The following is a 23301-nucleotide window of genomic DNA, read 5'->3' as shown; positions in this document are numbered from 1 at the left end:
CAAGGAACGCCCCATCCCCATGTTGTACACACCGCTTCGCCTCTCCCCCCTTGCCGTCGCGCTCTGGCTGGCTGCATCGCCCAGCCAGGCCGTGGAACTCGAACCTCAGGTGATTACTGCCAATCCGCTGGGCAACCGCCAGCTGGCCGCCCCCAGCACCGTGCTCGAAGGCGACAACCTGCTGCAGCAACAGCACGGCAGCCTCGGTGAAACCCTGAACAAGCAACCCGGTGTCGCCTCGACCTGGTTCGGCCCTGGCGCCAGTCGCCCGGTAATCCGCGGCCTGGACGGCGACCGCATTCGCATCCTGCGCAATGGCGTCGGCGCGCTGGATGCCTCGTCGCTGTCCTATGACCACGCCGTGCCGCTGGACCCGGTCACCGTCGAGCGCGTCGAAATCGTCCGTGGCCCGGCCGCCCTGCTCTACGGCGGCAACGCCATCGGTGGCGTGGTCAATACCTTCGACAACCGCATCCCGGATGCACCGATCGAAGGCATCCACGGTGCCGGTGAGTTGCGCTACGGTGGCGCCGACACCACGCGCAGCAGCGCTGGCAAGCTGGAGGCGGGTAACGGTGCCTTCGCCCTGCACCTGGATGCCAACAGCCGTCAGTTCAACGACCTGCGCATCCCCGGCTACGCCCGCAGTTCCAAGGTGCGTGACGCCGATGAGCCCGGCGGCAAACACCGCCTGGAAAACAGCGACGGCCGTCAGGACGGCGGTGCAGTCGGTGGTGCCTATCACTGGGATCATGGTTACGCCGGCCTGTCGTACAGTGGCTACGACAGCAATTACGGCTCGGTGGCAGAGTCCGGTGTACGCCTGGACATGAAACAGGACCACTACGCCTTCGCCTCCGAGCTGCGCGACCTGGACGGCCCGTTCAGCTCGGTCAAGGTCGATGCTGGCTATACAGATTACGAACACAGCGAGATCGAAGAAGGCGAGGTGCACACCACCTTCAAGAACAAGGGCTACGAAGCACGTATTGAAGCCCGCCATCAACCGCTCGGGCCGGTGGAGGGGGTGATCGGTGCCCAGGTCAGCCGCAACGAATTCTCTGCCCTCGGCGAGGAAGCCTTTGTCCCACACACCAACACCGACAGCCTGGCGCTGTTCATGCTGGAGCAATGGCAGGCCACAGAGCGGCTGAACCTGAGCCTGGGCGCACGCCTGGAGCACACCCGGGTAGACCCGGACGCCAAAGGCAACGAAAACTTCGTCGATGCCGACAGCGCCAGCAGCTTCAACGCGTTCAGCCTGTCTTCCGGTGCGGTGTACCAGCTCGACCCGATCTGGTCGCTGGCCGCCAACCTTGGCTACACCGAGCGCGCCCCGACTTTCTACGAGCTGTACGCCAATGGTGCGCATGTGGCCACCGGCGCCTTTGAAGTGGGTGACGCCAGCCTGAACAAGGAAAAGGCCATTTCCGCCGACCTGGCGCTGCGCTTCGACAATGGCACCCACAAAGGCAGTGTCGGGGTGTTCTACAGCCACTTCCGCAACTACATCGGGCTGATCGGCACCGGCAACCTGCGCGAGGGCGGGCATGACCACGACCATGGCGAGGATGACCACGACCACGATCATGACCACGAGGGCTTCCCGGAATACCAGTACCAGGGCGTGCGCGCGCGCTTCTACGGCATCGAGGCCCAAGACCGCTGGCAGCTGGTCGAGAACCGCTACGGCAGCTTCGCGCTGGAGTTGTCCGGTGACTACACCCGGGCCAAGAACCTCGACAGTGGCGAACCTTTGCCACGCATCGCCCCGCTGCGCTTGAACAGCGGCCTGGTGTGGGAACTGGACCGCTGGCAGGCGCGGGTAGATGTGCAACATGCGGCATCGCAGCACCGCAGGCCGACCAACGAAACCAGCACCGATGGCTACACCACACTGGGTGCAAGCGTGGGTTACCGCTTTGACATTGGCCAGAGCCAGTGGCTGGCGTTTGTACGCGGCGAAAACCTGACCGACCAGACCGTGCGTTATGCCAGCTCGATCCTGCGCGATATTGCGCCGGCGCCGGGGCGTAGCGTGGAAGTGGGCCTGCGTACCACCTTCTGAAATCGCGGGGGCGCTTTGCGCCCCAATCGCCGGCAAGCCAGCTCCCACAGGTACTGCACTGTCCTCAGTGCTAGCGCAATTCTGTGGGAGCTGGCTTGCCGGCGATGGGCTGCAAAGCAGCCCCCTTCAGACCATTGTTACCCTCTGAACAACAATCCCCTGCGACAATTTGTCTTTTTTTCTTACAACTTCCGCTATATCCTCCCCGCCTGAAGCTGAATCGCTTCACTGAATCCATCTTGTCGCCAGATCCATTGAAGGGCATGCCCTTCGATGCGCTTGCCGTTTTTTCAATAATCAAAAGATAGCGCTATCTCATGCTCCAACTGCCCAAAACCTGTTACATCGGCCTTGCCCTCAGCGCCTTGGCGACACCCGCCGCCGCCAGCGAAATGTTTGCCAGCGACTCCCCATGGATGCTCGGCGACTGGGGCGGCACCCGCAGCGAATTGCTGGAAAAAGGCTACGACTTCACCCTCGGCTACACCGGGGAGATGGGCAGCAACCTGCACGGTGGCTACGACCACGACCGTACCGCACGCTACAGCGACCAGTTCACCTTTGGCAGCCACCTGGACCTGGACAAGATCCTCGGCTGGCAAGACGCCGAATTCCAGCTGACCATCACCGAGCGCCACGGCGACAACATCAGCAACGACCGCATCAACGACCCCCGCGTTGGCGGCTTCACCTCGGCCCAGGAAGTCTGGGGCCGTGGCGAAACCTGGAGGCTGACGCAGATGTGGATCAAGCAGAAGTACTTCGATGGTGCGCTGGACGTGAAATTCGGCCGCTTCGGCGAAGGCGAGGACTTCAACAGCTTCCCTTGCGACTTCCAGAACCTGGCCTTCTGCGGCTCGCAGGTGGGCAACTGGGTGGGTGGCATCTGGTACAACTGGCCGGTCAGCCAGTGGGCCCTGCGCGTGCGCTACAACCTCAGCGACGAGCTTTACACCCAGGTCGGCGTGTTCGAGCAGAACCCCTCCAACCTGGAATCGGGCAACGGCTTCAAGCTCAGCGGCAGCGGCACCCAGGGCGCGGTAATGCCGATCGAACTGGTATGGACCCCACGCATCCAAGGCCTGAAAGGGGAATATCGCGCCGGCTACTACTACAGTAATGCCAAGGCACAGGATGTTCTCAAGGACAGCAACGGCCAGCCGGCCGCCGTCAGCGGCGCCGCCTACCGCAGCAGTTCGAGCAAGCACGGCATGTGGCTCGGCGCCCAGCAGCAGGTAACTTCGCTGGCCTCCGACCAGTCGCGTGGCCTGAGCCTGTTCGCCAACGCCACGGTGCATGACAAGAAGACCAATGCCATCGACAACTATGTGCAGGCAGGACTGGTATACAAAGGGCCTTTCGACGCCCGCGCCAAGGACGACATCGGTTTCGCCGTCGCCCGCGTGCACGTCAACCCTGCCTACCGCAAGAACGCCCGCCTGGCCAACCAGGCCGCCGGGCTCTACGACTACGACAACCCCGGTTTCCTGCCTGTGCAGGACACCGAGTACAGCGCCGAGCTGTACTACGGCATCCATTTGGCCGACTGGCTCACGGTGCGCCCCAACCTGCAGTACATCCGCCACCCGGGCGGGGTGTCGCAGGTCGATGGCGCCCTGGTCGGCGGCCTGAAGATCCAGAGCAGTTTCTAACCCCCTTTTTGACCTGACGGAGAACCTACGATGAGCACTGAAGGTGCCAACCAAGGAAGCCGCTGGCTACCTCGCCTGATCGGCGCGCTGCTGTTGCTGATGGGCCTGGCCCTGCTGGCCGGCGGTATCAAACTGAGCCAGCTGGGCGGATCGCTGTACTACCTGATCGCCGGTATCGGCTTTGCCCTGTCGGGCATTTTGCTGCTGGCCCAGCGCCGCATTGCCTTGGGCCTGTACGGCCTGGTGCTGCTGGGCAGCACCGTGTGGGCCCTGCTCGAAGTGGGCCTGGACTGGTGGCAACTGGTGCCACGCCTAGCCATCTGGTTTGCCATCGGCGTGGTGCTGTTGCTGCCATGGGCACGTCGCCCGTTGACCGGCCCGGCCAGCAAGGCCAACACTGCACTGCTGGGCGTTGCCGTGGTTGCTTCGGGCGCATGTGCCCTGGGCAGCCAGTTCACCCACCCCGGCGAAGTGTTCGGCGAACTGGGCCGCGAAAGCAGCGAAATGGCCAGCGCCGCCCCGGCCATGCCCGAAGGCGAATGGCAGGCCTATGGCCGCACCGAGCATGGCGACCGCTATTCGCCGCTGCGCCAGATCACCCCGCAGAATGCCTACCGCCTGGAAGAAGCCTGGCGCATTCGCACGGGTGACCTGCCGACCGAAAACGACCCGGTGGAGCTGACCAACCAGAACACCCCGCTGAAGGTCAACGGCATGCTCTACGCCTGTACCGCACACAGCCGCCTGCTGGCCCTGGACCCGGACACCGGCGCAGAAATCTGGCGCTACGACCCGCAGGTCAAGAGCCCGACCGGCACCTTCAAGGGCTTTGCCCACATGACTTGCCGCGGCGTTTCGTACTATGACGAAAACCGCTACGTCAGCCGCGACGGCAGCCCGGTACCGAAAATTACCGACGCTGGCCAAGCGGTGGCCCAGGCCTGCCCGCGCCGCCTGTACCTGCCTACCGCAGATGCTCGCCTGATCGCCATCAACGCCGACAACGGCAAAGTGTGCGAAGGCTTCGCCAACCAGGGCGTGATCGACCTCACCACCGGCATCGGCCCGTTCACTGCCGGCGGCTACTACTCCACCTCGCCTGCCGCTGTCACCCGTGACCTGGTGATCATCGGTGGCCATGTCACCGACAACGAGTCGACCAACGAGCCGTCGGGCGTCATCCGCGCCTACGATGTGCACGACGGCCACCTGGTGTGGAACTGGGACAGCAACAACCCGGAAGACACCAAGCCGTTGGCCCCAGGCAAGATGTACAGCCGCAACTCGGCCAACATGTGGTCGATCGCCAGCGTCGACGAAGACCTGGGCATGATCTACCTGCCGCTGGGCAACCAGACCCCGGACCAGTGGGGCGCCGACCGTACCCCGGGCGCCGAGAAGTACAGCGCCGGCGTGGTCGCCCTGGACCTGGCCACCGGCAAGGCCCGCTGGAACTACCAGTTCACCCACCACGACCTGTGGGACATGGACGTCGGCAGCCAGCCGACCCTGGTCCACCTGAAGACTGACGATGGCGTGAAACCTGCGATCATCGTGCCGACCAAGCAAGGTAGCCTGTACGTGCTCGACCGCCGCGACGGTACGCCGATCGTGCCGATCCGCGAAATCCCAACCCCGCAAGGCGCAGTGAAGGGCGACCACACCTCGCCGACCCAGGCCCGCTCCGACCTCAATCTGCTCGGCCCTGAGCTGACCGAACAGGCCATGTGGGGCGCCACGCCGTTCGACCAGATGCTGTGCCGCATCCAGTTCCGCGAACTGCGCTACGAAGGCCAGTACACCCCGCCATCCGAGCAGGGCTCGCTGATCTATCCGGGTAACGTGGGGGTCTTCAACTGGGGCAGCGTGTCGGTCGACCCGGTGCGCCAACTGCTGTTCACCTCGCCCAACTACATGGCCTTCGTGTCGAAGATGGTGCCGCGCGAGCAGGTCGCCGAAGGCAGCAAGCGCGAAAGCGAGACCAGCGGCGTGCAGCCCAATACTGGCGCGCCCTACGCGGTGACCATGCACCCGTTCATGTCGCCGCTGGGCGTACCGTGCCAGGCCCCGGCCTGGGGCTATGTCGCCGCCATCGACCTGTTCACCAACAAGGTGGTGTGGAAGCACAAGAACGGCACCACCCGCGACAGCACCCCGGTACCGATCGGCCTGCCGGTTGGCGTGCCGAGCATGGGCGGTTCGATCGTTACCGCAGGCGGCGTCGGCTTCCTCAGCGGCACCCTCGACCAGTACCTGCGTGCTTATGACGTGAACAACGGCAAGGAACTGTGGAGTGCCCGCCTGCCAGCGGGTGGCCAAGCCACGCCGATGACTTACACCGGCAAGGATGGCAAGCAGTATGTGCTGGTGACTGCTGGCGGCCATGGCTCGCTGGGCACCAAAATGGGTGATTACATCATCGCTTACAAACTCGCTGACTAAGTTACCGAGCCCTGCTTGCAGGGCTCATTCCCCTGTACCGGCCTCATCGCCGGCAAGCCAGCTCCCACAGGTATTCCACCGACCTTGAAAATGGTGGATTACCTGTGGGAGCTGGCTTGCCGGCGATGAGGCCGGTGCAGGCAATCACAGATGAAACCCTCCCCTGCTCCCTTCATCTACCATTGAAACCGATTCCCCTGCGCCCCATCTAAGCACCATAGCCATTCACGCAGGTGCCCCATGAGCAACCAGCAGGATTTCCCGGAACACCCCGACGAAGACAGCGAAGTCGAGCACACCACCCCGGCCGAACCCGGCCATGCCCTCGCCCTGCCCGGCCAGAACCTGCCGGACAAAGTCTACGTGATCCCGATCCACAACCGCCCGTTCTTCCCGGCCCAGGTACTGCCGGTCATCGTCAATGAAGAACCTTGGGCGGAAACCCTCGACCTGGTGGCCAAGTCACCCGACCACTGCCTGGCGCTGTTCTTCATGGACACCCCGGCGGAAGACCACCGCCATTTCGACACCTCGGCCCTGCCGCAGTACGGCACGCTGGTCAAGGTGCACCATGCCAGCCGCGAAAACGGAAAACTGCAGTTCGTCGCCCAGGGCCTGACCCGCGTACGCATCCGCAACTGGCTCAAGCACCACCGCCCGCCCTACCTGGTCGAAGTTGAATATCCGCGCCAGCCCGCCGAGCCGACCGACGAGGTCAAGGCCTACGGCATGGCCCTGATCAACGCGATCAAGGAACTGCTGCCGCTCAACCCGCTGTACAGCGAAGAGCTGAAGAACTACCTCAACCGCTTCAGCCCCAACGACCCGTCACCGCTCACCGACTTCGCAGCGGCGCTGACCTCGGCCACCGGCAACCAGTTGCAGGAAGTGCTCGACTGTGTGCCCATGCTCAAGCGCATGGAAAAAGTCCTGCCGATGCTGCGCAAAGAGGTGGAAGTCGCGCGCCTGCAGAACGAGATCTCGGCCGAGGTTAACCGACAGATTGGCGAACACCAGCGCGAGTTCTTCCTCAAGGAGCAACTCAAGGTCATCCAGCAGGAGCTGGGCCTGACCAAGGACGACCGCAGCGCCGACCTCGAGCAGTTCGAACAGCGCCTGGAAGGCAAGACCCTGCCGCCCCAGGCACGCAAGCGCCTCGATGAAGAGATGGGCAAGCTGGCCATTCTCGAAACCGGCTCGCCCGAGTACGCCGTCACCCGCAACTACCTCGAATGGGCCACCGCGCTGCCGTGGGGCGTGTACGGCAAGGACAAGCTCGACCTCAAGCATGCGCGCAAAGTCCTCGACCAGTACCATTCCGGGCTCGACGACATCAAAGATCGCATCCTCGAATTCCTCGCCGTGGGCGCCTGGAAAGGCGAAATCAGTGGCTCGATCGTGCTGCTGGTGGGCCCGCCCGGGGTGGGCAAGACCAGCATCGGCAAGTCCATCGCCGAGTCGCTTGGCCGGCCGTTCTATCGATTCAGCGTTGGCGGCATGCGTGACGAAGCCGAAATCAAGGGCCACCGCCGCACCTACATCGGCGCCCAGCCTGGCAAGCTGGTACAGGCCTTGAAAGACGTCGAAGTGATGAACCCGGTGATCATGCTCGACGAGATCGACAAGATGGGCCAGAGCTACCAGGGTGACCCGGCTTCCGCCTTGCTGGAAACCCTCGACCCGGAGCAGAACGTCGACTTCCTCGACCACTACCTCGACTTGCGCCTGGACCTGTCCAAAGTGCTGTTCGTGTGCACCGCCAACACCCTCGACTCGATCCCCGGGCCGTTGCTCGACCGCATGGAAGTGATCCGCCTGTCCGGCTACATCACCGAGGAAAAACTGGCCATTGCCAAGCGCCACCTGTGGCCTAAACAACTGGAAAAAGCGGGCGTTTCAAAGGCCAGCCTGAGCATCAGCGACAGCGCCCTGCGCCTGGTGATCGAAGGCTATGCCCGCGAGGCGGGCGTGCGCCAGTTGGAGAAGCAACTGGGCAAGCTGGTGCGCAAGGCCGTGGTCAAGCTGCTGGAAAACCCCGAAGCCAAGCTGAAGATCGGCACCAAGGACCTGGAAGCCGCACTCGGCATACCGGTATTCCGCAGTGAGCAGGTACTGGCGGGCAAAGGCGTGATCACCGGCCTGGCCTGGACCAGCATGGGCGGCGCCACGTTGCCGATCGAGGCAACCCGCATCCACACCCTCAACCGCGGCTTCAAACTGACCGGCAAACTGGGTGACGTGATGAAAGAGTCGGCCGAAATTGCCTACAGCTACGTCAGTTCCAACCTCAAGCAGTTTGGCGGTGACCCTGGCTTCTTCAACGAAGCGTTCATCCACTTGCACGTTCCTGAAGGCGCCACGCCCAAGGACGGCCCGAGTGCCGGGGTCACCATGGCAAGTGCCCTGTTGTCGCTCGCCCGCGACCAGGCACCGAAAAAGGGCGTGGCCATGACGGGCGAGCTGACGCTCACCGGGCAGGTGCTGCCGATTGGCGGGGTGCGCGAGAAGGTGATTGCGGCGCGCCGGCAGAAGATCTTCGAACTGATCCTGCCGGAGCCTAACCGTGGCGACTTCGAGGAACTGCCGGACTACCTGCGCGAAGGCCTGACAGTGCATTTTGCCAAGCGCTTTGCCGACGTGGCCAAAGTCTTGTTCTAACCTGCACCGGCCACTTCGCGGCTTTGGCTTCGAAGTGGCCGGCACTGGCAACACAAAACTCGTCGATCATCGGTTATTCTCAGGTCATCGTCAGCCCCCCGGAGCCAACATGACCGCCCCTCGTCTGCTCGTTCCCCTGAGCTTCGCCCTGCTTTCTGCCTGCACGCAACACCCCACGCAGCCCGTAGAACTGGACGCCGAAAGTGAATGCCCAAAGCGCCTGCAGGTCGGTCAGATGCTGACCCTCACCCTGCCCAGCAACCCGACCACCGGCTACCGCTGGCTGGTACAAAACCCGGCACCCAACGTGCTGCAAAGCCTTGGCCCCGAGGTTTACAGCGCGCCGGAAGACGCCGGTATCGTCGGCAGCTCGGGTATTTCGACCTGGCGCTTCCAGGCCCGAGCTACCGGCGACGGCCAGCTGGTACTGGTCTACCAGCAACCCTGGGCTCCGGAAGTACGCCCGGTGCAGACCTTCGATTGCGCCATCCGGGTCAATTGAACGCACAGCGCTGGTCAGCCGACCATGCATCCAGGCTGCGGTTTGGCTAGAATGCGCCCCCTGCCTATCACCAGCCGCCTGGATTCGCCGTGAGCAAACAACCCGACCGCCTTTTCTCCCAACCTTTGGAACAGGTGCCCGACTTCGTTTTCAACGAAGACGTGGTGCGCGTGTTCCCGGACATGATCAAGCGCTCGGTGCCCGGTTACCCAACCATCGTCGAAAACCTCGGCGTGCTGGCCGCCCGCTTCGCCCAGCCGCACACCGCGCTGTACGACCTGGGCGCCTCGCTGGGTGCAGTCACGCAGTCGTTGCGCCGCCACGTGCGCAGCGACGGCTGCCGGGTGATCGCGGTGGACAATTCTGCGGCCATGGTCGAGCGCTGCCGCCAGTACCTCACCGCCCAGGACTCGATGTTCCAGGAGTTGCTGCCGGTTGATGTGCTGGAAGCCGATATCCTCGCCCTGCCCTTCGAGCCCGCCTCGGTAGTGGCGATGAACTTCACCCTGCAGTTCATCGCCCCCGACCAGCGCCTGGAACTGCTCGGGCGCATCCGACAGGCACTGCTACCGGGTGGTGCGCTGATCCTTTCGGAGAAACTGCGCTTCGCCGATGAGCAAGCGCAGGACCTGCTCAATGAACTGCACCTGGATTTCAAGCGGGCCAATGGCTACAGCGAACTGGAAATCGCCCAGAAGCGCAGCGCCATCGAAAACGTGATGCGCCCCGACACGCTCGAAGCCCATCAAGAACGCCTGCGCGCCGCCGGCTTCTCCAAAGTGGTGCCCTGGTTCCAATGCCTTAACTTCGCCTCGTTGATAGCCCTGCCATGATCGATCTGTCCCCCCTCGTCCGCCGCCTGGCGGGCACGCCCCTGGCTTCCTGGTCACAAGGCCTGCAAGCGCAACTGGAAGCCAAGCTGGAGAAAGGCCACGGCGACCTCGACCGCTGGCGCGGTGCGCTCGACGCCCTGCCTGCCCTGAAACCCAGTGAAATCGACCTGGTCAACGGGCTGCGCCTGGACTGCGACTGCGACGACGCTACCCGCGCGCAGATGCGTCAGGCACTGATGGGCCTGTCGCCGTGGCGAAAAGGGCCGTTCGATCTGTTTGGCGTGCACGTAGACACCGAATGGCATTCGGACTGGAAATGGTCGCGGGTAGGCCCGCACCTGGACCTCAAGGGCAAACGCGTGCTCGACGTCGGCTGTGGCAACGGCTACTACCAGTGGCGCATGCTCGGTGCCGGCGCCGAGATGGTGATCGGTGTCGACCCCAACTGGTTGTTCTTCTGCCAGTTCCAGGCCGTGCAGCAGTACCTGCCGGAGCTGCCGGCCTGGCACCTGCCCTTCGCCCTTGAAGAGCTGCCTGCCAATCTGGAAGGCTTCGACACCGTGTTTTCCATGGGCGTGTTCTATCACCGCCGCTCCCCCATCGAGCACCTGCTGGCGCTCAAGGACTGCCTGGTCAAAGGGGGCGAGCTGGTTCTGGAAACCCTGGTGATCGAGGGCGATGAAAACCAGGTGCTAGTTCCCGAGGACCGCTACGCGCAGATGCGCAACGTCTGGTACCTGCCGTCGGTACCCGCCCTGGCGCGCTGGTTGCGCCGTGCCGGCTTCAGCGATGTGCGTTGCGTCGATGTGAGTGTGACCAGCGTCGAGGAGCAGCGCAGCACCGAGTGGATGCGCTACCAGTCGCTGGGCGACTTCCTCGACCCCAACGACCACAGCAAGACCATCGAAGGCCTGCCTGCCCCACGCCGCGCCACCCTGCTGGCGCGCAAATAAAAAAAGGCGCCCGGTTGGGCGCCTGAATGCACCTGCGCCGAGGAGCTGTCGCGGCGCAGGTGTTTGTGACCTCAATCCTTGGCCACCTCGCGGGCCTTCTCTTGCGCTTTGCGCTCACGCTCTGCAACGGCCTGTTGCTTGTCGCCGTGCAGGCGCTGCTGGTCTTCGCGGAACGCTTGCCAGAACTGCTTCGAGCGCTCCGCACCGCCCTCGGCATAGACACTGGCACTGCCCAGGGCAAGGGTGGCCAACAGCAGGTACTTGGTCAGGTTCATCGTGTTTACCTCGTGATAACCGATCAGATGCGGCCATCCTAGCGAGGGGCGGCTAACAGCAAGGTGAGGCGGGGATTACAGTCCTGCAATGTGGCCTTGTGCTGCCTGTCGGGGCCTCTTCGCAGCACCAGGCTGCTAGTACAGGATCTGTGGGAGCGGGTTCACCCGCGAAAGAGCCCTGACAGATAGCCAGATAACAGCAGCATTACAAATCCGTTATCTGCGCCGCAGCGCCATATGCATGCCGTAACATCCTGCTCCTTGACCCTGATGTCACTACAGGGTCGAGAATCGCCCCCCTTTCATTACATCGAGCCTCCCATGCGCCTACTGATCATCGAGGACGAACTGCGTACCGCCGATTACCTGCAACAGGGCCTGCGCGAAAACGGCTACGTGGTCGACTGCGCCCACACCGGCACCGACGGCCTGCACCTGGCCCGCCAACAGCCCTACGACCTGGTCATCCTCGACGTCAACCTGCCTGAAATCGATGGCTGGACCGTGCTGCAGCGGCTGCGTGCCGAATCGGCCACGCGCATCATGATGCTGACCGCCCATGGTCGCCTGGCCGACCGGGTCAAAGGCCTGGACCTGGGCGCCGATGACTACCTGCTCAAGCCCTTCGAATTCCCTGAACTTCTGGCGCGTATCCGCAGCCTGCTGCGCCGTAACGATCAGCAGCTGCAGCCCAGCACCCTGCGCGTCGCAGACCTGGAACTGGACCCCGGCCGCCACCGCGCCTACCGCGCCGGGCAGCGCATTGACCTGACCGCCAAGGAGTTCGCCCTGCTGCACCTGCTGATGCGCCAAAGTGGTGAAGTGCTTTCGCGCACCCAGATCATCTCGTTGGTATGGGACATGAATTTCGACTGCGACACCAACGTGGTCGAAGTTTCGATCCGTCGGCTGCGGGCGAAGATCGACGACCCGTTCGACAACAAGCTGATCCATACCCTGCGCGGCGTAGGCTATGTACTGGAGGCGCGCGCTTGAAAAACGCCAGCCTGTCACTGCGCCTGGGCCTGAGCGTGACACTGATGGGCGCCGCACTGGTGCTGCTGCTGGCCTGCCTGGCCGTGTTCGCCCTGGATCACGAACTGGACAGCCGCGCCCGCAAGGACCTGGCGCGCAAGATGCTGCAGGTTGAACACAACCTGCGCGTCGATCTGCGCAGCGAGGACCTGGGCACCCGCGCCCATCCACTGCTCGACCTGGTGATGGGGCATGACAACCTCAGCCTCAGCGTACTGGCCCTTGACGGCCGCCATCCGCACCTGCTCAGCCTCGGCCCGGCCCTGGAGTCGCGGGTGAGCGAGTTGCACACCGATGCCCGCCTGGCCTTTCACGCATGGCGCGACAGCAGCGGCAACCAGTTCCTCACAGTGACCCGGCTGATGCGCCTGCGTGACAACACGCCGGTGAAGGTGATGATGTCGCTCAACCGCGCCGACGACAACGCCCTGCTGCAGGCCTACCTGCATTCGACCTTGCTCGCCTTGCCACTGCTGCTGCTATTGATCGGTGCGGGCGCCTGGTGGCTGATGCAGCGCGGCCTGAAACCGCTGCGGCGCTTCCGGCGCATTGCCGGGCAAGTGTCGGCCCAGGACCTGCAACATCGCCTGCCGGTTACCGGCCTGCCGCAAGAACTGGCGCAACTGGCCAGCAGCATCAACGTGATGCTCGACCGCCTCGATCAGGGCGTGAGCCAGTTGTCGCAGTTCTCCGACGATCTGGCCCATGAGTTGCGTACCCCGTTGAGCAACCTGATGGGCAAGGCGCAAGTGACCCTGGCCCGTGAGCGGGACAACGCCAACTACCGGGAAGTGCTGGAAGACAGTATCGAGGAGCTGACCCGGCTCAACCGCATCATCAATGACATGCTGTTTCTTGCCCAGGTCAGCCAGCCGCAAACGCAGGTTGCATTGAAACCCTTGGCCTTGGCTGACGAGGCAGCGCGAGTTGTCGAGCTGTTTGCCTTCAGTGCCGAGGGGAAATCAGTCGAGCTGCGTGTGCTGGGGTGGGGAACGGCGCTGGCGGATCGGCTGATGTTTCAGCGGGCGTTGTCGAACCTGCTGAGCAATGCCATCCGCCACAGCCCTGAGGGTGAGCGCGTCGAGTTGCGGATTGAACGTTCAGGCAGCGAAGTATGGCTTTCGGTAGAGAACCAGGGGCCCGGCATTGCTACAGAACACCAGTCGCGCTTGTTCGAGCGGTTTTACCGGGTGGGCCCGGGGCGTTCGCGGCTGGAGGGCGGAACCGGGTTGGGGTTGGCGATCGTGAAGTCGATCATGCAGCTGCATGGCGGGCGGGTCGAAGTGAACAGCAGCCCCTTGGGGCCTACCCGCTTCACCCTGGTGTTTCCTGCCGAGTAATCGGCTGCCTGTAGCGGCCTCTTCGCGGGTAAACCCGCTCCCACAAGTACTCCGCAGGCCTTAAGGCTTGTGCAATCCCTGTGGGAGCGGGTTTACCCGCGAAGAGGCCAGTACAGGCAACCAATCAGTCAGCGCGAAGCCGCCACGATCAGTGCCTTCATCTCGGCCACCGCCGCCTTGAAGCCGACAAACAGCGCATGCGCCACCAAGGCATGGCCAATGTTCAGTTCATTGATACCTTTGATCGCCGCCACCGCCTCGACGTTGTGGTAATGCAGCCCGTGGCCAGCATTGACGATCAACCCCTGCCCCACACCAAACGCCACGCCATCAACAATACGCTGCAACTCCTCGGCCACTTCGGTCGGGGTTTCGGCGTCGGCGTAACGCCCGGTATGCAGCTCGATGGCCGGCGCACCCACCCGGCGTGAGGCCTCGATCTGGCGCTCGTCAGCATCGATGAACAGCGACACTTCGGCACCGGTGCGGGCAAGGCGCTCCACGGCCGCCTTGATCCGTGCCTCCTGCCCCGCCACGTCAAGGCCACCTTCGGTAGTCAGTTCCTGACGGGTTTCAGGCACCAGGCAGATGTGCGCCGGGCGGATCTTCTCGGCAAAGGCCATCATCTCTTCGGTGACGCCCATTTCGAAGTTCATGCGCGTCTGCAGCACATCCTTGAGCAGCACCACGTCGCGTTCCTGGATGTGCCGACGGTCTTCGCGCAGGTGCACGGTGATGCCATCGGCGCCCGCTTCCTCGGCGTCCAGGGCAGCCTTGACAGGGTCAGGGTAACGCGTGCCCCGGGCTTGGCGCAGGGTCGCCACGTGGTCGATGTTTACGCCAAGAAGCATGCGGTTGCTGTGAGTCACGAAAGGCTCTCCTGAAGGTTGAGCCCCACAGCATACGTCGTGATCAGCGCTTGCGAAACAGTTCCCGGCTGACCAACGGTTTTGCGCCCAGGTGAACCGCCAGTGCCTGGCGCATCAGGCGCTTGGCCGCGAGCAAAGCGCCTGGGGTGTCCCAGTCGGCGTCGGCCAGGGCCATCAGCTCGATGCCGCGAAACAGGCCGGGTTGCACCAGTTCGACCCGCTCCAGGCCGGCATCCACACGCAAGCGGTACAGCCCGTCTGCGGCGATGGGTTGGTCGTTGACGTCATGATTCAAGGAGAACGCATAACCGAGTTCGTCCAGCAGCCGCCATTCGAACGAACGCAGCAGCGGCTCCAGCGGGCGCCCGGCGGCCAAGGCCTGCAAGGTCAGGGCGTAGTGCTCGAACAGGGCCGGGAACGGCGCTTCGGCGGGCAGCAGCCGCATGAGCAGTTCATTGAGGTACAACCCGCTGAACAGGGCATCGCCGTGCAGCCAGGCGGCGATGCCGGCGCTGTCCATCCGCCCGACATTCTTCAGCTCGCCACGCCCGCGCAGCTCCACCTCAAGCGGCACGAACGGCCGCACCAGGCTGCCGCCCTTGCCACGCGCACGCCGCAGTACAGCGCGCATGCGGCCCTGCGGCGTGAGGAAGTCCACCAGCGCGCTGGTTTCCTTGTAGGCACGGCTGTGCAGCACGTAGGCTGGCTGGCCGACAGGTTGTTCCATTAGCGTTTACCCAGCCCGTGGTTGTGGGAGCGGCCTCGTGTCGCGAAAGGGCCGCAACGCGGCCCCCCGGATTTCAGCATTGCCGCCAAAATGGCTGGGGCTGCTTCACAGCCCTTTCGCGACGCAAGGCCGCTCCCACAAGGGCCGCCTTGAGCCTTAGAGGTCGCCGTAGCCCAGCGAGCGCAGGGCGCGCTCGTCGTCGGACCAGCCGCCCTTCACCTTGACCCATAGGTTGAGCATGACCTTGGAGTCGAACAGCACTTCCATGTCCTTGCGCGCCTCGGAGCCGATGCGCTTGATGCGCTCGCCCTTGTCGCCAATGATGATTTTTTTCTGGCCGTCGCGCTCGACCAGGATCAGCGCGTGAATATGCAGCACATGGCCCTGCTGCTTGAATTCTTCAATTTCCACGGTGATCTGGTACGGAAGCTCGGCACCCAACTGGCGCATGATCTTCTCGCGCACCAGTTCGGCGGCCAGGAAGCGGCTGCTGCGGTCGGTGATCTGGTCTTCCGGGAAGAAGTGATCGTTCTCGGGCAGGTGCTTGGCGATCTGTGCTTCCAGCGCTTCGAGGTTGTGCCCCTGCTGCGCAGAAATAGGCATGACTTCGGCGTTTGGCAGTTGCTCCTGCAGCCACTGCAGGTGCGGGATCAGCTCGGCCTTCTCTTCCATGCGGTCGGTCTTGTTGACCGCGATGATCAGCGGGCCGGTCACGTACTGCACGCGCTCCAGCACCAGTTGGTCCTCGTCGGTCCACTTCGTCCGGTCGACCACGAAGATCACCACGTCGACGTCCTTCAGGGCCGCCGAGGCGTTGCGGTTCATGTAGCGGTTCAAGGCTTTGTCGTTGGCCTTGTGCATACCGGGGGTGTCGACGTAGATCGCCTGCACATCACCTTCGGTCTTGATGCCGAGCATGTTGTGGCGGGTGGTCTGCGGCTTGCGCGAAGTGATCGCCAGCTTCTGGCCCAGGATGTGGTTGAGCAAGGTCGACTTGCCCACGTTGGGGCGGCCGACAATGGCCACGTAGCCGCAGCGCGTCGGGTTGTTATCAGTCATTGCCATTCTCCACGCCCAGGGCGATCAGTGCGGACGCGGCAGCGACTTGCTCGGCAATACGCCGGCTAACGCCCTGACCACGACTTTTGTTGTTCAGCAGCACGACTTCGCATTCGACGAAGAAAGTACGGCAGTGCGGTTCACCCTGGATATCCACTACTTCGTAACGCGGCAGCTCACAGCTGCGCGATTGCAGGAATTCTTGCAGGCGGGTTTTCGGGTCCTTGTTGGTGTCGACCAGGGTCAGGCCTTCGAACTCGTCGGCCAGCCAGGCCAGGACGCGTTCCCGGGCCGTGTCCATGTCGGCGTCCAGGTAGATGGCTCCGATCAGTGCCTCCAGGGCGTCGGCCAGGATCGACTCACGACGGAAACCGCCACTTTTGAGCTCACCCGAACCCAGGCGCAGGTATTCGCCCAGGTCGAAACCACGGGCCAGGCGGGCCAGGGTCTCGCCCTTGACCAAGCGCGCGCGCAGGCGCGACAGCTGGCCTTCGCGGGCCTGCGGGAAGCGCTCGAACAGCGCTTCGCCGGCGACGAAGTTGAGAATGGCGTCACCGAGAAACTCCAGGCGCTCGTTATTGCGCCCGGCATAGCTGCGATGGGTCAGTGCCAGAAGCATCTGGTCCTGATTCTTGAAGGTATAGCCGAGCTTGCGCTCCAGATGGGCAAGGGAAGCACTCATGCAACCACCCGTTTGTTGTTCAACGCGTTGTTCAAATCAACATCCTGAAAAGACTGTTTGGCTGTGGCCCGCCGCCGTATGCGACGAATCTCCCGATCCCTGAGAACACAGCCTATGTCAGAAATGCATTCGGCGCTGTCTGCTGGACAGCGCCGATGGGTATCAATGGATCAGCCCGACCCGCGACAGGTTGGGCAGGTGGCTGAGCTTGGGCTCTGGCCAGCTCATCCACACCGCAAAGGCCTTGCCGACGATGTTCCGGTCCGGAACCATGCCGTGCAGTTCCTTGGGAATGTTCGGATCATCCCAGTAACGGCTGTCGTTGGAGTTGTCGCGGTTGTCGCCCATCATGAAGTAATGGCCTGCCGGCACGGTCCACTGCTGGTCCGGCGGCATGCGATAACGGCTCATTTCCTTGCGGATCAGGTGTTCGGCCTCGCCGAGCTTTTCCTTGTACAGCTCGGCGCTGCCCAGGGTGCCCGGTTCGGTGCCCACCAGTTGTTCGGCAATCGGCTGGCCGTTGACGAACAGCCGCTTGTCGTTGGTGTAGCGGATCTGGTCGCCCGGCAGGCCGACCACTCGCTTGATGTAATTGACGTTCGGGTCGCTCGGATAGCGGAACACCATTACATCACCGCGTTGCGGGTCACCCACCTCGATGACCTTCTTGTCGATCACCGGCAGGCGAATACCGTACGAGAACTTGTTCACCAGGATGAAGTCGCCCACTTCCAGGGTCGGTTTCATCGACCCCGAAGGAATCTGGAACGGCTCGACCAGGAATGAACGCAGCACCAGCACGATGAACAGCACCGGAAAGAACGATTTACCGTACTCGACCAGCAACGGTTCCTTGTTCAGGCGCTCGACAACGGCCATCTCGGGCTGGCTGACGCTGCCCTGATAGTTGGCGATTGCCGCACGCCGGCGCGGGGCCAGGAACAGCAGGTCGATCAAGCCCAGCAGACCGCAGACAAAGACGGCGATGACTAGCAACAGCGGGAAATTTAGCGACATAGGACCTAGCTATCCAACCTGAGCACGGCGAGGAAGGCTTCTTGTGGAATTTCCACGTTGCCTACCTGTTTCATGCGTTTCTTACCGGCCTTCTGCTTCTCCAGCAGTTTCTTCTTACGGCTGACGTCACCACCGTAGCACTTGGCCAGTACGTTCTTTCTGAGCGCCTTGACGGTTGTCCGCGCGATGATCTGGCCGCCAATGGCTGCCTGGATCGCCACGTCGAACATCTGCCGAGGGATCAGTTCCTTCATCTTCTCGGTCAACGCACGGCCTTTGTAGGCCGCGTTGTCGCGGTGCACGATCAATGCCAGGGCATCGACCTTGTCGCCGTTGATCAGTACGTCCAGTTTGACCAGATTGGCCGACTGGTAGCGATCAAAATGATAATCCAGCGAAGCATAGCCGCGGCTGGTGGACTTGAGACGGTCGAAGAAGTCCAGGACCACTTCGTTCATCGGCATGTCGTAACGCACCTGCACCTGGCTGCCGAGGAACTGCATGTCGCGCTGCACGCCACGCTTCTCGATGCACAGGGTGATGACGTTACCCAGGTGTTCCTGCGGCACCAGGATGGTCGCGGTGACGATCGGCTCGCGGAAGTCGGTCACAGCCGAGACATCCGGCAGTTTTGACGGGTTATCGACGATGATGGTTTCGCCGGTCTTCAGCTCGAGCTCGTAGATCACGCTCGGTGCGGTGGTAATCAGGTCCAGGTCGTATTCGCGCTCCAGGCGCTCCTGGATGATCTCCATGTGCAGCATGCCGAGGAAACCGCAACGGAAGCCGAAGCCCAGGGCGTCGGAGCTTTCCGGCATATACTGCAGCGACGAGTCGTTGAGGGTGAGCTTCTGCAATGCGTCGCGGAAGTCTTCGAAGTCGTCGGAGCTGACCGGGAAGAGGCCAGCGTAGACCTGCGGCTGGATTTTCTTGAAGCCCGCCAGTACTTCGACCTCGGGGGTCGAGGACAAGGTCAGGGTGTCACCCACCGGCGCACCGTGAATGTCTTTGATGCTGGCGATGATGAAGCCTACTTCGCCGGCTTTCAGATCAGCGGTCTGGGTATGTTTCGGGGTGAACACACCCACGCTGTCGACCAGGTGCACCTTGCCGGTGGACTTGACCAGAATCTTGTCGCCCTTCTTGACGCGGCCCTGACGCACACGCACCAGCGAGACCACGCCCAGGTAGTTGTCGAACCAGGAGTCGATGATCAGCGCCTGCAGGGGCGCGTCGATTTCGCCTACAGGCGCGGGGATGGTGTGCACCAGGCGCTCGAGCACCTCGTCTACGCCCATGCCGCTCTTGGCGCTACAGGCCACGGCGTCGGTGGCGTCGATGCCGATGATCTTCTCGATCTCGTCCTTGACGCGGTCCGGGTCGGCCTGGGGCAGGTCCATCTTGTTCAGGACCGGCATGACTTCCAGGCCCTGCTCGATGGCGGTGTAGCAGTTGGCAACGGACTGGGCTTCAACGCCTTGGCCAGCGTCCACCACCAGCAGTGCGCCTTCACAGGCCGCCAGCGAGCGCGAGACTTCGTAGGTGAAGTCGACGTGGCCGGGGGTGTCGATGAAGTTCAGCTGGTAGGTCTTGCCGTCTTGCGCCTTGTAGTGAAGCGTGACGCTGTGGGCTTTGATGGTAATCCCGCGTTCGCGCTCCAGGTCCATCGAATCAAGCACCTGGGCTTCCATTTCGCGCGCCGACAGGCCACCGCACATCTGGATGAAACGGTCGGCCAGCGTCGACTTGCCATGGTCGATGTGGGCGATGATGGAGAAATTGCGGATATGACTCAAATCACTCACGGGTCAACACTCGAAAAGGCTGCGAGCCGGGACGCCCGCCGAAAAATAGCCGGGAATTGTACCTCAAGCAGCAGGGATATGGGAGATTCCTCTATCGGGCTGTACCGCGCTTTGGCGCCCGCAATTGTGAATTTTCATGAAAAAGGGCAGCCGTAGCTGCCCTTTCCTGCCTGCAAAACCGCTTATTCAGCGAGCTTGAAGGTGATGAAGCTGGCACGCCCCTGACGCAGCACGCGCATGGACACCGAGCGGTTCTTCGGCAGTTCCTTGGCGATTTCGGTGAATTCCTTGGCCGAACCGATGGCCTGGTTGTTCAGGTGACTGATGACGTCACCCGGGCGCAGGCCGATCATCGCTGCCGGGCCATCCTGCACTTCCTTGATAACCACGCCGCCTTTGAGTTCGAGGGACTTTTTCTGCTCGGCGGTCAGGTCGGCCACCGAAACGCCAAGGCGGTTGCTGCTACGCTCGGCGCTGCCTTCGACACCGGCACCGATTTCGGCATCGTCATCCGGCATCGCGCCGACCCCCACATCCAGGGTCTGGCGCTTGCCGTTGCGGATGATCTCCAGCTTGGCCTTTTCGCCGTCCTTGAGGCTACCGACCAGGTGCGGCAGGTCCGCCGACATGACGATCGGCTGGCCGTTCATGCTCAGGATCACGTCACCCACCTGCAGGCCACCTTTGGCTGCCGGGCCGTCTTCCAGCACCTGGGCCACCAGCGCACCCGCCGGTTTGTCCAGGCCGAAGGATTCGGCCAAGTCCTTGTTGACCTCCTGAATCACCACGCCCAGCCAGCCGCGGCTGACCTTGCCGTCTTTCTTCAACTGGTTGGACACATCGATCGCCACATCGATCGGGATGGCGAACGACAGGCCCATGAAGCCGCCAGAACGGGTGAAGATCTGCGAGTTGATACCCACCACTTCGCCCTTCATGTTGAACAGCGGGCCGCCCGAGTTACCCGGGTTGATGGCCACGTCGGTCTGGATGAACGGCACATAGGTCTCGTTGGGCAGCGTGCGGCCCTTGGCGCTGACGATACCTTTGGTCACCGAATGGTCGAAGCCGAACGGCGAACCGATGGCCAGCACCCACTCGCCCACCTTGAGCTTCTCGGAGTCACCCAGCTTCACGATCGGCAGGTTCTTGCCTTCGACCTTGAGCAGGGCCACGTCGGTGCGCGGGTCAGTGCCGACCAGCTTGGCCTGCAGCTCGCTGCGGTCCGACAGGCGGACAATGATTTCGTCGGCGTCGGCCACCACGTGGTTGTTGGTCAGCACATAACCATCGCTGGAAATGATGAAGCCCGAACCGAGCGATTGCGCCTCACGCTGACGGTCGCCACGCGGCGAGCGCGGCTGCTGCGGCATGTTGCGCTCGAAGAATTCGCGGAACATCGGCGGCAGGCCTTCCAGGTCCGGCATCTGCCCAGCGGCAACCCGCCGGTCCGGCAGCTTCTGCTTGGTACTGATGTTGACCACTGCCGGCGAGGCCTGCTCTACCAGCGTGGTGAAGTCGGGCAGGGCTTCCTCGGCCTGGGCGGTGAGCACCTGGCCGAGCATGAGCACGGCGGCGAACATCGATAGGTAGGATTTCAAGCGTGGTGTTGACATACGACTCCCGTCACAACGAGCGGTAGTTTAGAAAGGCCCCTGCACAACGCAGGAAAGGCCAGGCTCCAAGAAGCCTGACCTATAGAAAATTTGCCAGTAGATTGCAAATGACAATGCTTTAATTTCATTTCAGGCGCATATCCGTTCGCCTTGGCATGGCCCGCAAAAGCGCACCATTACTGGCGCGCCTGGGCATCCTGAGGGCGCATCGACAATGCGACGCGTTCTGCCGTACCCAGCGGAATTTCGCCAACCACGGTGACCATCACCTTGCCCTTGGGCGTGTTCAGGCGCCGCGAAACGGCCGAGGTCGGGCCAAGCTGGGTACGCACATCGGTCCCGGCATCGTCCTTCACGGGCTCAAGGAACACCGAGAAGCGCGCCAGGCCATCATCGTACATCAGGCTACTGACCGTGCTGTCACGCTTGGGGTCACGCCGTACCGAGCTGTTGACCAGCTCGAACCCTGGCGGGAGCCAGTCCGAGCGCCAGCCGGCGACACTGTCACTGCTGGCAGGGGCAACACGCTGCACCGGCTTGCAGGAAGCACTGGGGCGCAGGTCATCGTCGCTGGGCGGCTTGGTGGTATCGAGGCGAGTCATCTGGAAGCGCTCCAGCAACTGCCCTTTGTCGTTGAGCATCAACGAGCGAAGCGGCAGGCCAGTGTTGCGATCCAGGTGCAGTTCGAAGGCATAGCGGTGCTGGTCGCGGGGAGTGAGCGTCACGATCACGGCATCGCGCCCGGCGACCCGTGACTTGCCCGCCACGCTCAAATCGTACCAGCCCATCAGTTTCAGCGGATCAAGCACACGCTGAGCAGCATCCGCAGGAGTAGTCACACCGCTGACCAACGCCCCGCTGACGCACTCCACCTTGCCATCCACGCGCAGGATTTCCTGGGCGGCGCCATCGAGCTGCAGCAGCCGCTCGCTGACCTTGCCGTCCTCGACCCTGTGCCAGATATCGTGGGAAGAGAAGCTACCGTTGCGTTCGTAGACGAACGAGCCCTGATAACTCTGCTTTTGCTCGGCTTGTGCCAGCTTGCCAAGCCACTCGCTCGCCTGGGGCGAGGAGTTGGCTGCCAATACCGGCACGGTCATGCAGCTGCCAATCAGCAGCGACAGAAGAGGTAGCGCGCGCATGATCCTCCTTACTTAGCGGGGTTTCCCATGCTGGCGGCACGGGCGTACGGCAGGGCAGTCTCAGTGCCTTGGAGTGCGGACTCCTGGGCATGCTGACGCAGATAGCCCGGCAGACGCTGATCCCAGCCAGCCTGGTTTTGCAGCACACCGTTGGCCATCGGACCGGTCGGTTGCTCACTGCTTTCACTATAGCCTGCCAATACTGCCGGACCCTGAGTTTGTGGCATGCTCAGGCCCTGTTGTGCAGGCTGCTGCGAAGCCAGCTCGGCGCCGGTGATCTCGTCCTGGTTGTACATCCGCACGCCTGCCAGCACCGCAACGGTGACCGAGGCGGCGACCGCCAGGCGAGCGACGCTGCGCCATGGGCCCTTGTTGACCTTGGCCGGCACGGCTTCGTCAGCCAGCGCCGCAGACACCGCCGAGGCGATATCCAGGTTGGGCAGCAGCAGCTCCTTGTGCATGGCTGCACGGGCTACCTGGTAACGCGACCAGGTGGCACGGGTTTCGGCATCGTCTACGGCGCTGAGCACCCGACGCAGTTCCAGCTCGTCCGCTTCGTTATCCATCACCGCGGACAGCGATTCCTGCAAAGCTTCACGACTCATGGCGGTTCCTCTCTTGGCTGT

19 protein-coding genes are annotated in these 23301 nt (G+C 62.9%); 9 read left to right on the top strand and 10 right to left on the bottom strand.

Annotated features, from left to right (window positions below; all coding sequences use genetic code 11):
- The first annotated feature begins 19 nt into the window (after positions 1-19).
- The 7 genes from E8E78_RS14840 to cmoB all read left to right on the top strand — a co-directional run bounded on the left by E8E78_RS14840 (position 20) and on the right by cmoB (position 11108).
- Entirely contained in the window at positions 20-2068 is a 2049-nt protein-coding gene (locus tag E8E78_RS14840; protein ID WP_059395468.1) for a TonB-dependent receptor, read from the top strand.
- Between the two features lie 317 nt (positions 2069-2385).
- Positions 2386-3720: a carbohydrate porin gene (locus tag E8E78_RS14835; protein ID WP_016498186.1), complete on the top strand. Its 1335-nt coding sequence runs from the start codon at positions 2386-2388 to the stop codon at positions 3718-3720.
- 30 nt (positions 3721-3750) lie between these two features.
- On the top strand, positions 3751-6162 hold the full coding sequence (locus E8E78_RS14830) for a glucose/quinate/shikimate family membrane-bound PQQ-dependent dehydrogenase (protein ID WP_049277628.1): 2412 nt from the start codon (positions 3751-3753) through the stop codon (positions 6160-6162).
- Between the two features lie 240 nt (positions 6163-6402).
- The gene (gene lon / locus E8E78_RS14825; protein ID WP_049276342.1) at positions 6403-8820 is read left to right on the top strand and encodes an endopeptidase La; all 2418 of its coding nucleotides are present in this window, start codon (positions 6403-6405) and stop codon (positions 8818-8820) included.
- Between the two features lie 109 nt (positions 8821-8929).
- Complete coding sequence (locus E8E78_RS14820; RefSeq protein WP_016498183.1) at positions 8930-9322, top strand: protease inhibitor I42 family protein; 393 nt, start codon at positions 8930-8932, stop codon at positions 9320-9322.
- An 89-nt stretch (positions 9323-9411) separates the two neighbouring features.
- A complete protein-coding gene (gene cmoA / locus E8E78_RS14815; protein WP_016498182.1) occupies positions 9412-10155 on the top strand; it encodes a carboxy-S-adenosyl-L-methionine synthase CmoA in 744 nt (247 codons plus the stop codon).
- Positions 10152-11108, top strand: coding sequence for a tRNA 5-methoxyuridine(34)/uridine 5-oxyacetic acid(34) synthase CmoB (cmoB, locus tag E8E78_RS14810; protein ID WP_049276343.1), 957 nt, complete (start codon positions 10152-10154; stop codon positions 11106-11108). Before cmoA ends, cmoB begins: the two co-directional genes overlap by 4 nt.
- A gap of 71 nt (positions 11109-11179) precedes the next feature.
- On the opposite strand, the gene E8E78_RS14805 is transcribed toward cmoB, so the two are convergent.
- Entirely contained in the window at positions 11180-11383 is a 204-nt protein-coding gene (locus E8E78_RS14805; RefSeq protein WP_003252072.1) for a hypothetical protein, read from the bottom strand.
- Between the two features lie 321 nt (positions 11384-11704).
- Between E8E78_RS14805 and E8E78_RS14800 the strand changes: the two genes are divergently transcribed.
- Positions 11705-12379, top strand: a complete 675-nt coding sequence (locus E8E78_RS14800; RefSeq protein WP_016498180.1) for a heavy metal response regulator transcription factor — start codon at positions 11705-11707, stop codon at positions 12377-12379.
- Entirely contained in the window at positions 12376-13758 is a 1383-nt protein-coding gene (locus E8E78_RS14795; protein WP_049276344.1) for a heavy metal sensor histidine kinase, read from the top strand. Before E8E78_RS14800 ends, E8E78_RS14795 begins: the two co-directional genes overlap by 4 nt.
- Before the next feature lie 128 nt (positions 13759-13886).
- Here the strand turns inward: E8E78_RS14795 and pdxJ are convergent, their stop codons facing one another.
- From pdxJ to E8E78_RS14750, 9 genes are all read right to left on the bottom strand, one after another.
- Complete coding sequence (pdxJ, locus tag E8E78_RS14790; protein WP_049276345.1) at positions 13887-14627, bottom strand: pyridoxine 5'-phosphate synthase; 741 nt, start codon at positions 14625-14627, stop codon at positions 13887-13889.
- A gap of 43 nt (positions 14628-14670) precedes the next feature.
- On the bottom strand, positions 14671-15354 hold the full coding sequence (gene recO, locus E8E78_RS14785; protein WP_016498177.1) for a DNA repair protein RecO: 684 nt from the start codon (positions 15352-15354) through the stop codon (positions 14671-14673).
- A gap of 156 nt (positions 15355-15510) precedes the next feature.
- The gene (gene era / locus E8E78_RS14780) at positions 15511-16413 is read right to left on the bottom strand and encodes a GTPase Era (protein ID WP_016498176.1); all 903 of its coding nucleotides are present in this window, start codon (positions 16411-16413) and stop codon (positions 15511-15513) included.
- A complete protein-coding gene (rnc, locus tag E8E78_RS14775; RefSeq protein WP_016488825.1) occupies positions 16406-17095 on the bottom strand; it encodes a ribonuclease III in 690 nt (229 codons plus the stop codon). The genes era and rnc overlap by 8 nt, the downstream gene beginning before the upstream one ends.
- Before the next feature lie 162 nt (positions 17096-17257).
- On the bottom strand, positions 17258-18112 hold the full coding sequence (gene lepB / locus E8E78_RS14770; RefSeq protein ID WP_049276347.1) for a signal peptidase I: 855 nt from the start codon (positions 18110-18112) through the stop codon (positions 17258-17260).
- Between the two features lie 5 nt (positions 18113-18117).
- A complete protein-coding gene (gene lepA, locus E8E78_RS14765; protein ID WP_016498174.1) occupies positions 18118-19917 on the bottom strand; it encodes a translation elongation factor 4 in 1800 nt (599 codons plus the stop codon).
- Between the two features lie 182 nt (positions 19918-20099).
- Positions 20100-21533 (bottom strand): DegQ family serine endoprotease, encoded by a 1434-nt coding sequence (locus E8E78_RS14760; protein WP_041167587.1) that lies wholly within the window; start codon positions 21531-21533, stop codon positions 20100-20102.
- Between the two features lie 176 nt (positions 21534-21709).
- Positions 21710-22675 carry a MucB/RseB C-terminal domain-containing protein gene (locus E8E78_RS14755; RefSeq protein WP_049276348.1) on the bottom strand — a complete coding sequence of 322 codons (966 nt, stop codon included), beginning with the start codon at positions 22673-22675 and terminating at the stop codon, positions 21710-21712.
- A gap of 8 nt (positions 22676-22683) precedes the next feature.
- Complete coding sequence (locus E8E78_RS14750; RefSeq protein WP_016498171.1) at positions 22684-23280, bottom strand: RseA family anti-sigma factor; 597 nt, start codon at positions 23278-23280, stop codon at positions 22684-22686.
- Positions 23281-23301 lie beyond the last annotated feature (21 nt).

It is taken from the genome of Pseudomonas sp. BN505, from assembly GCF_029873175.1.
Taxonomy (GTDB): Bacteria; Pseudomonadota; Gammaproteobacteria; order Pseudomonadales; family Pseudomonadaceae; genus Aquipseudomonas; species Aquipseudomonas putida.
This window is presented reverse-complemented; position numbering and strand designations above follow the sequence as displayed.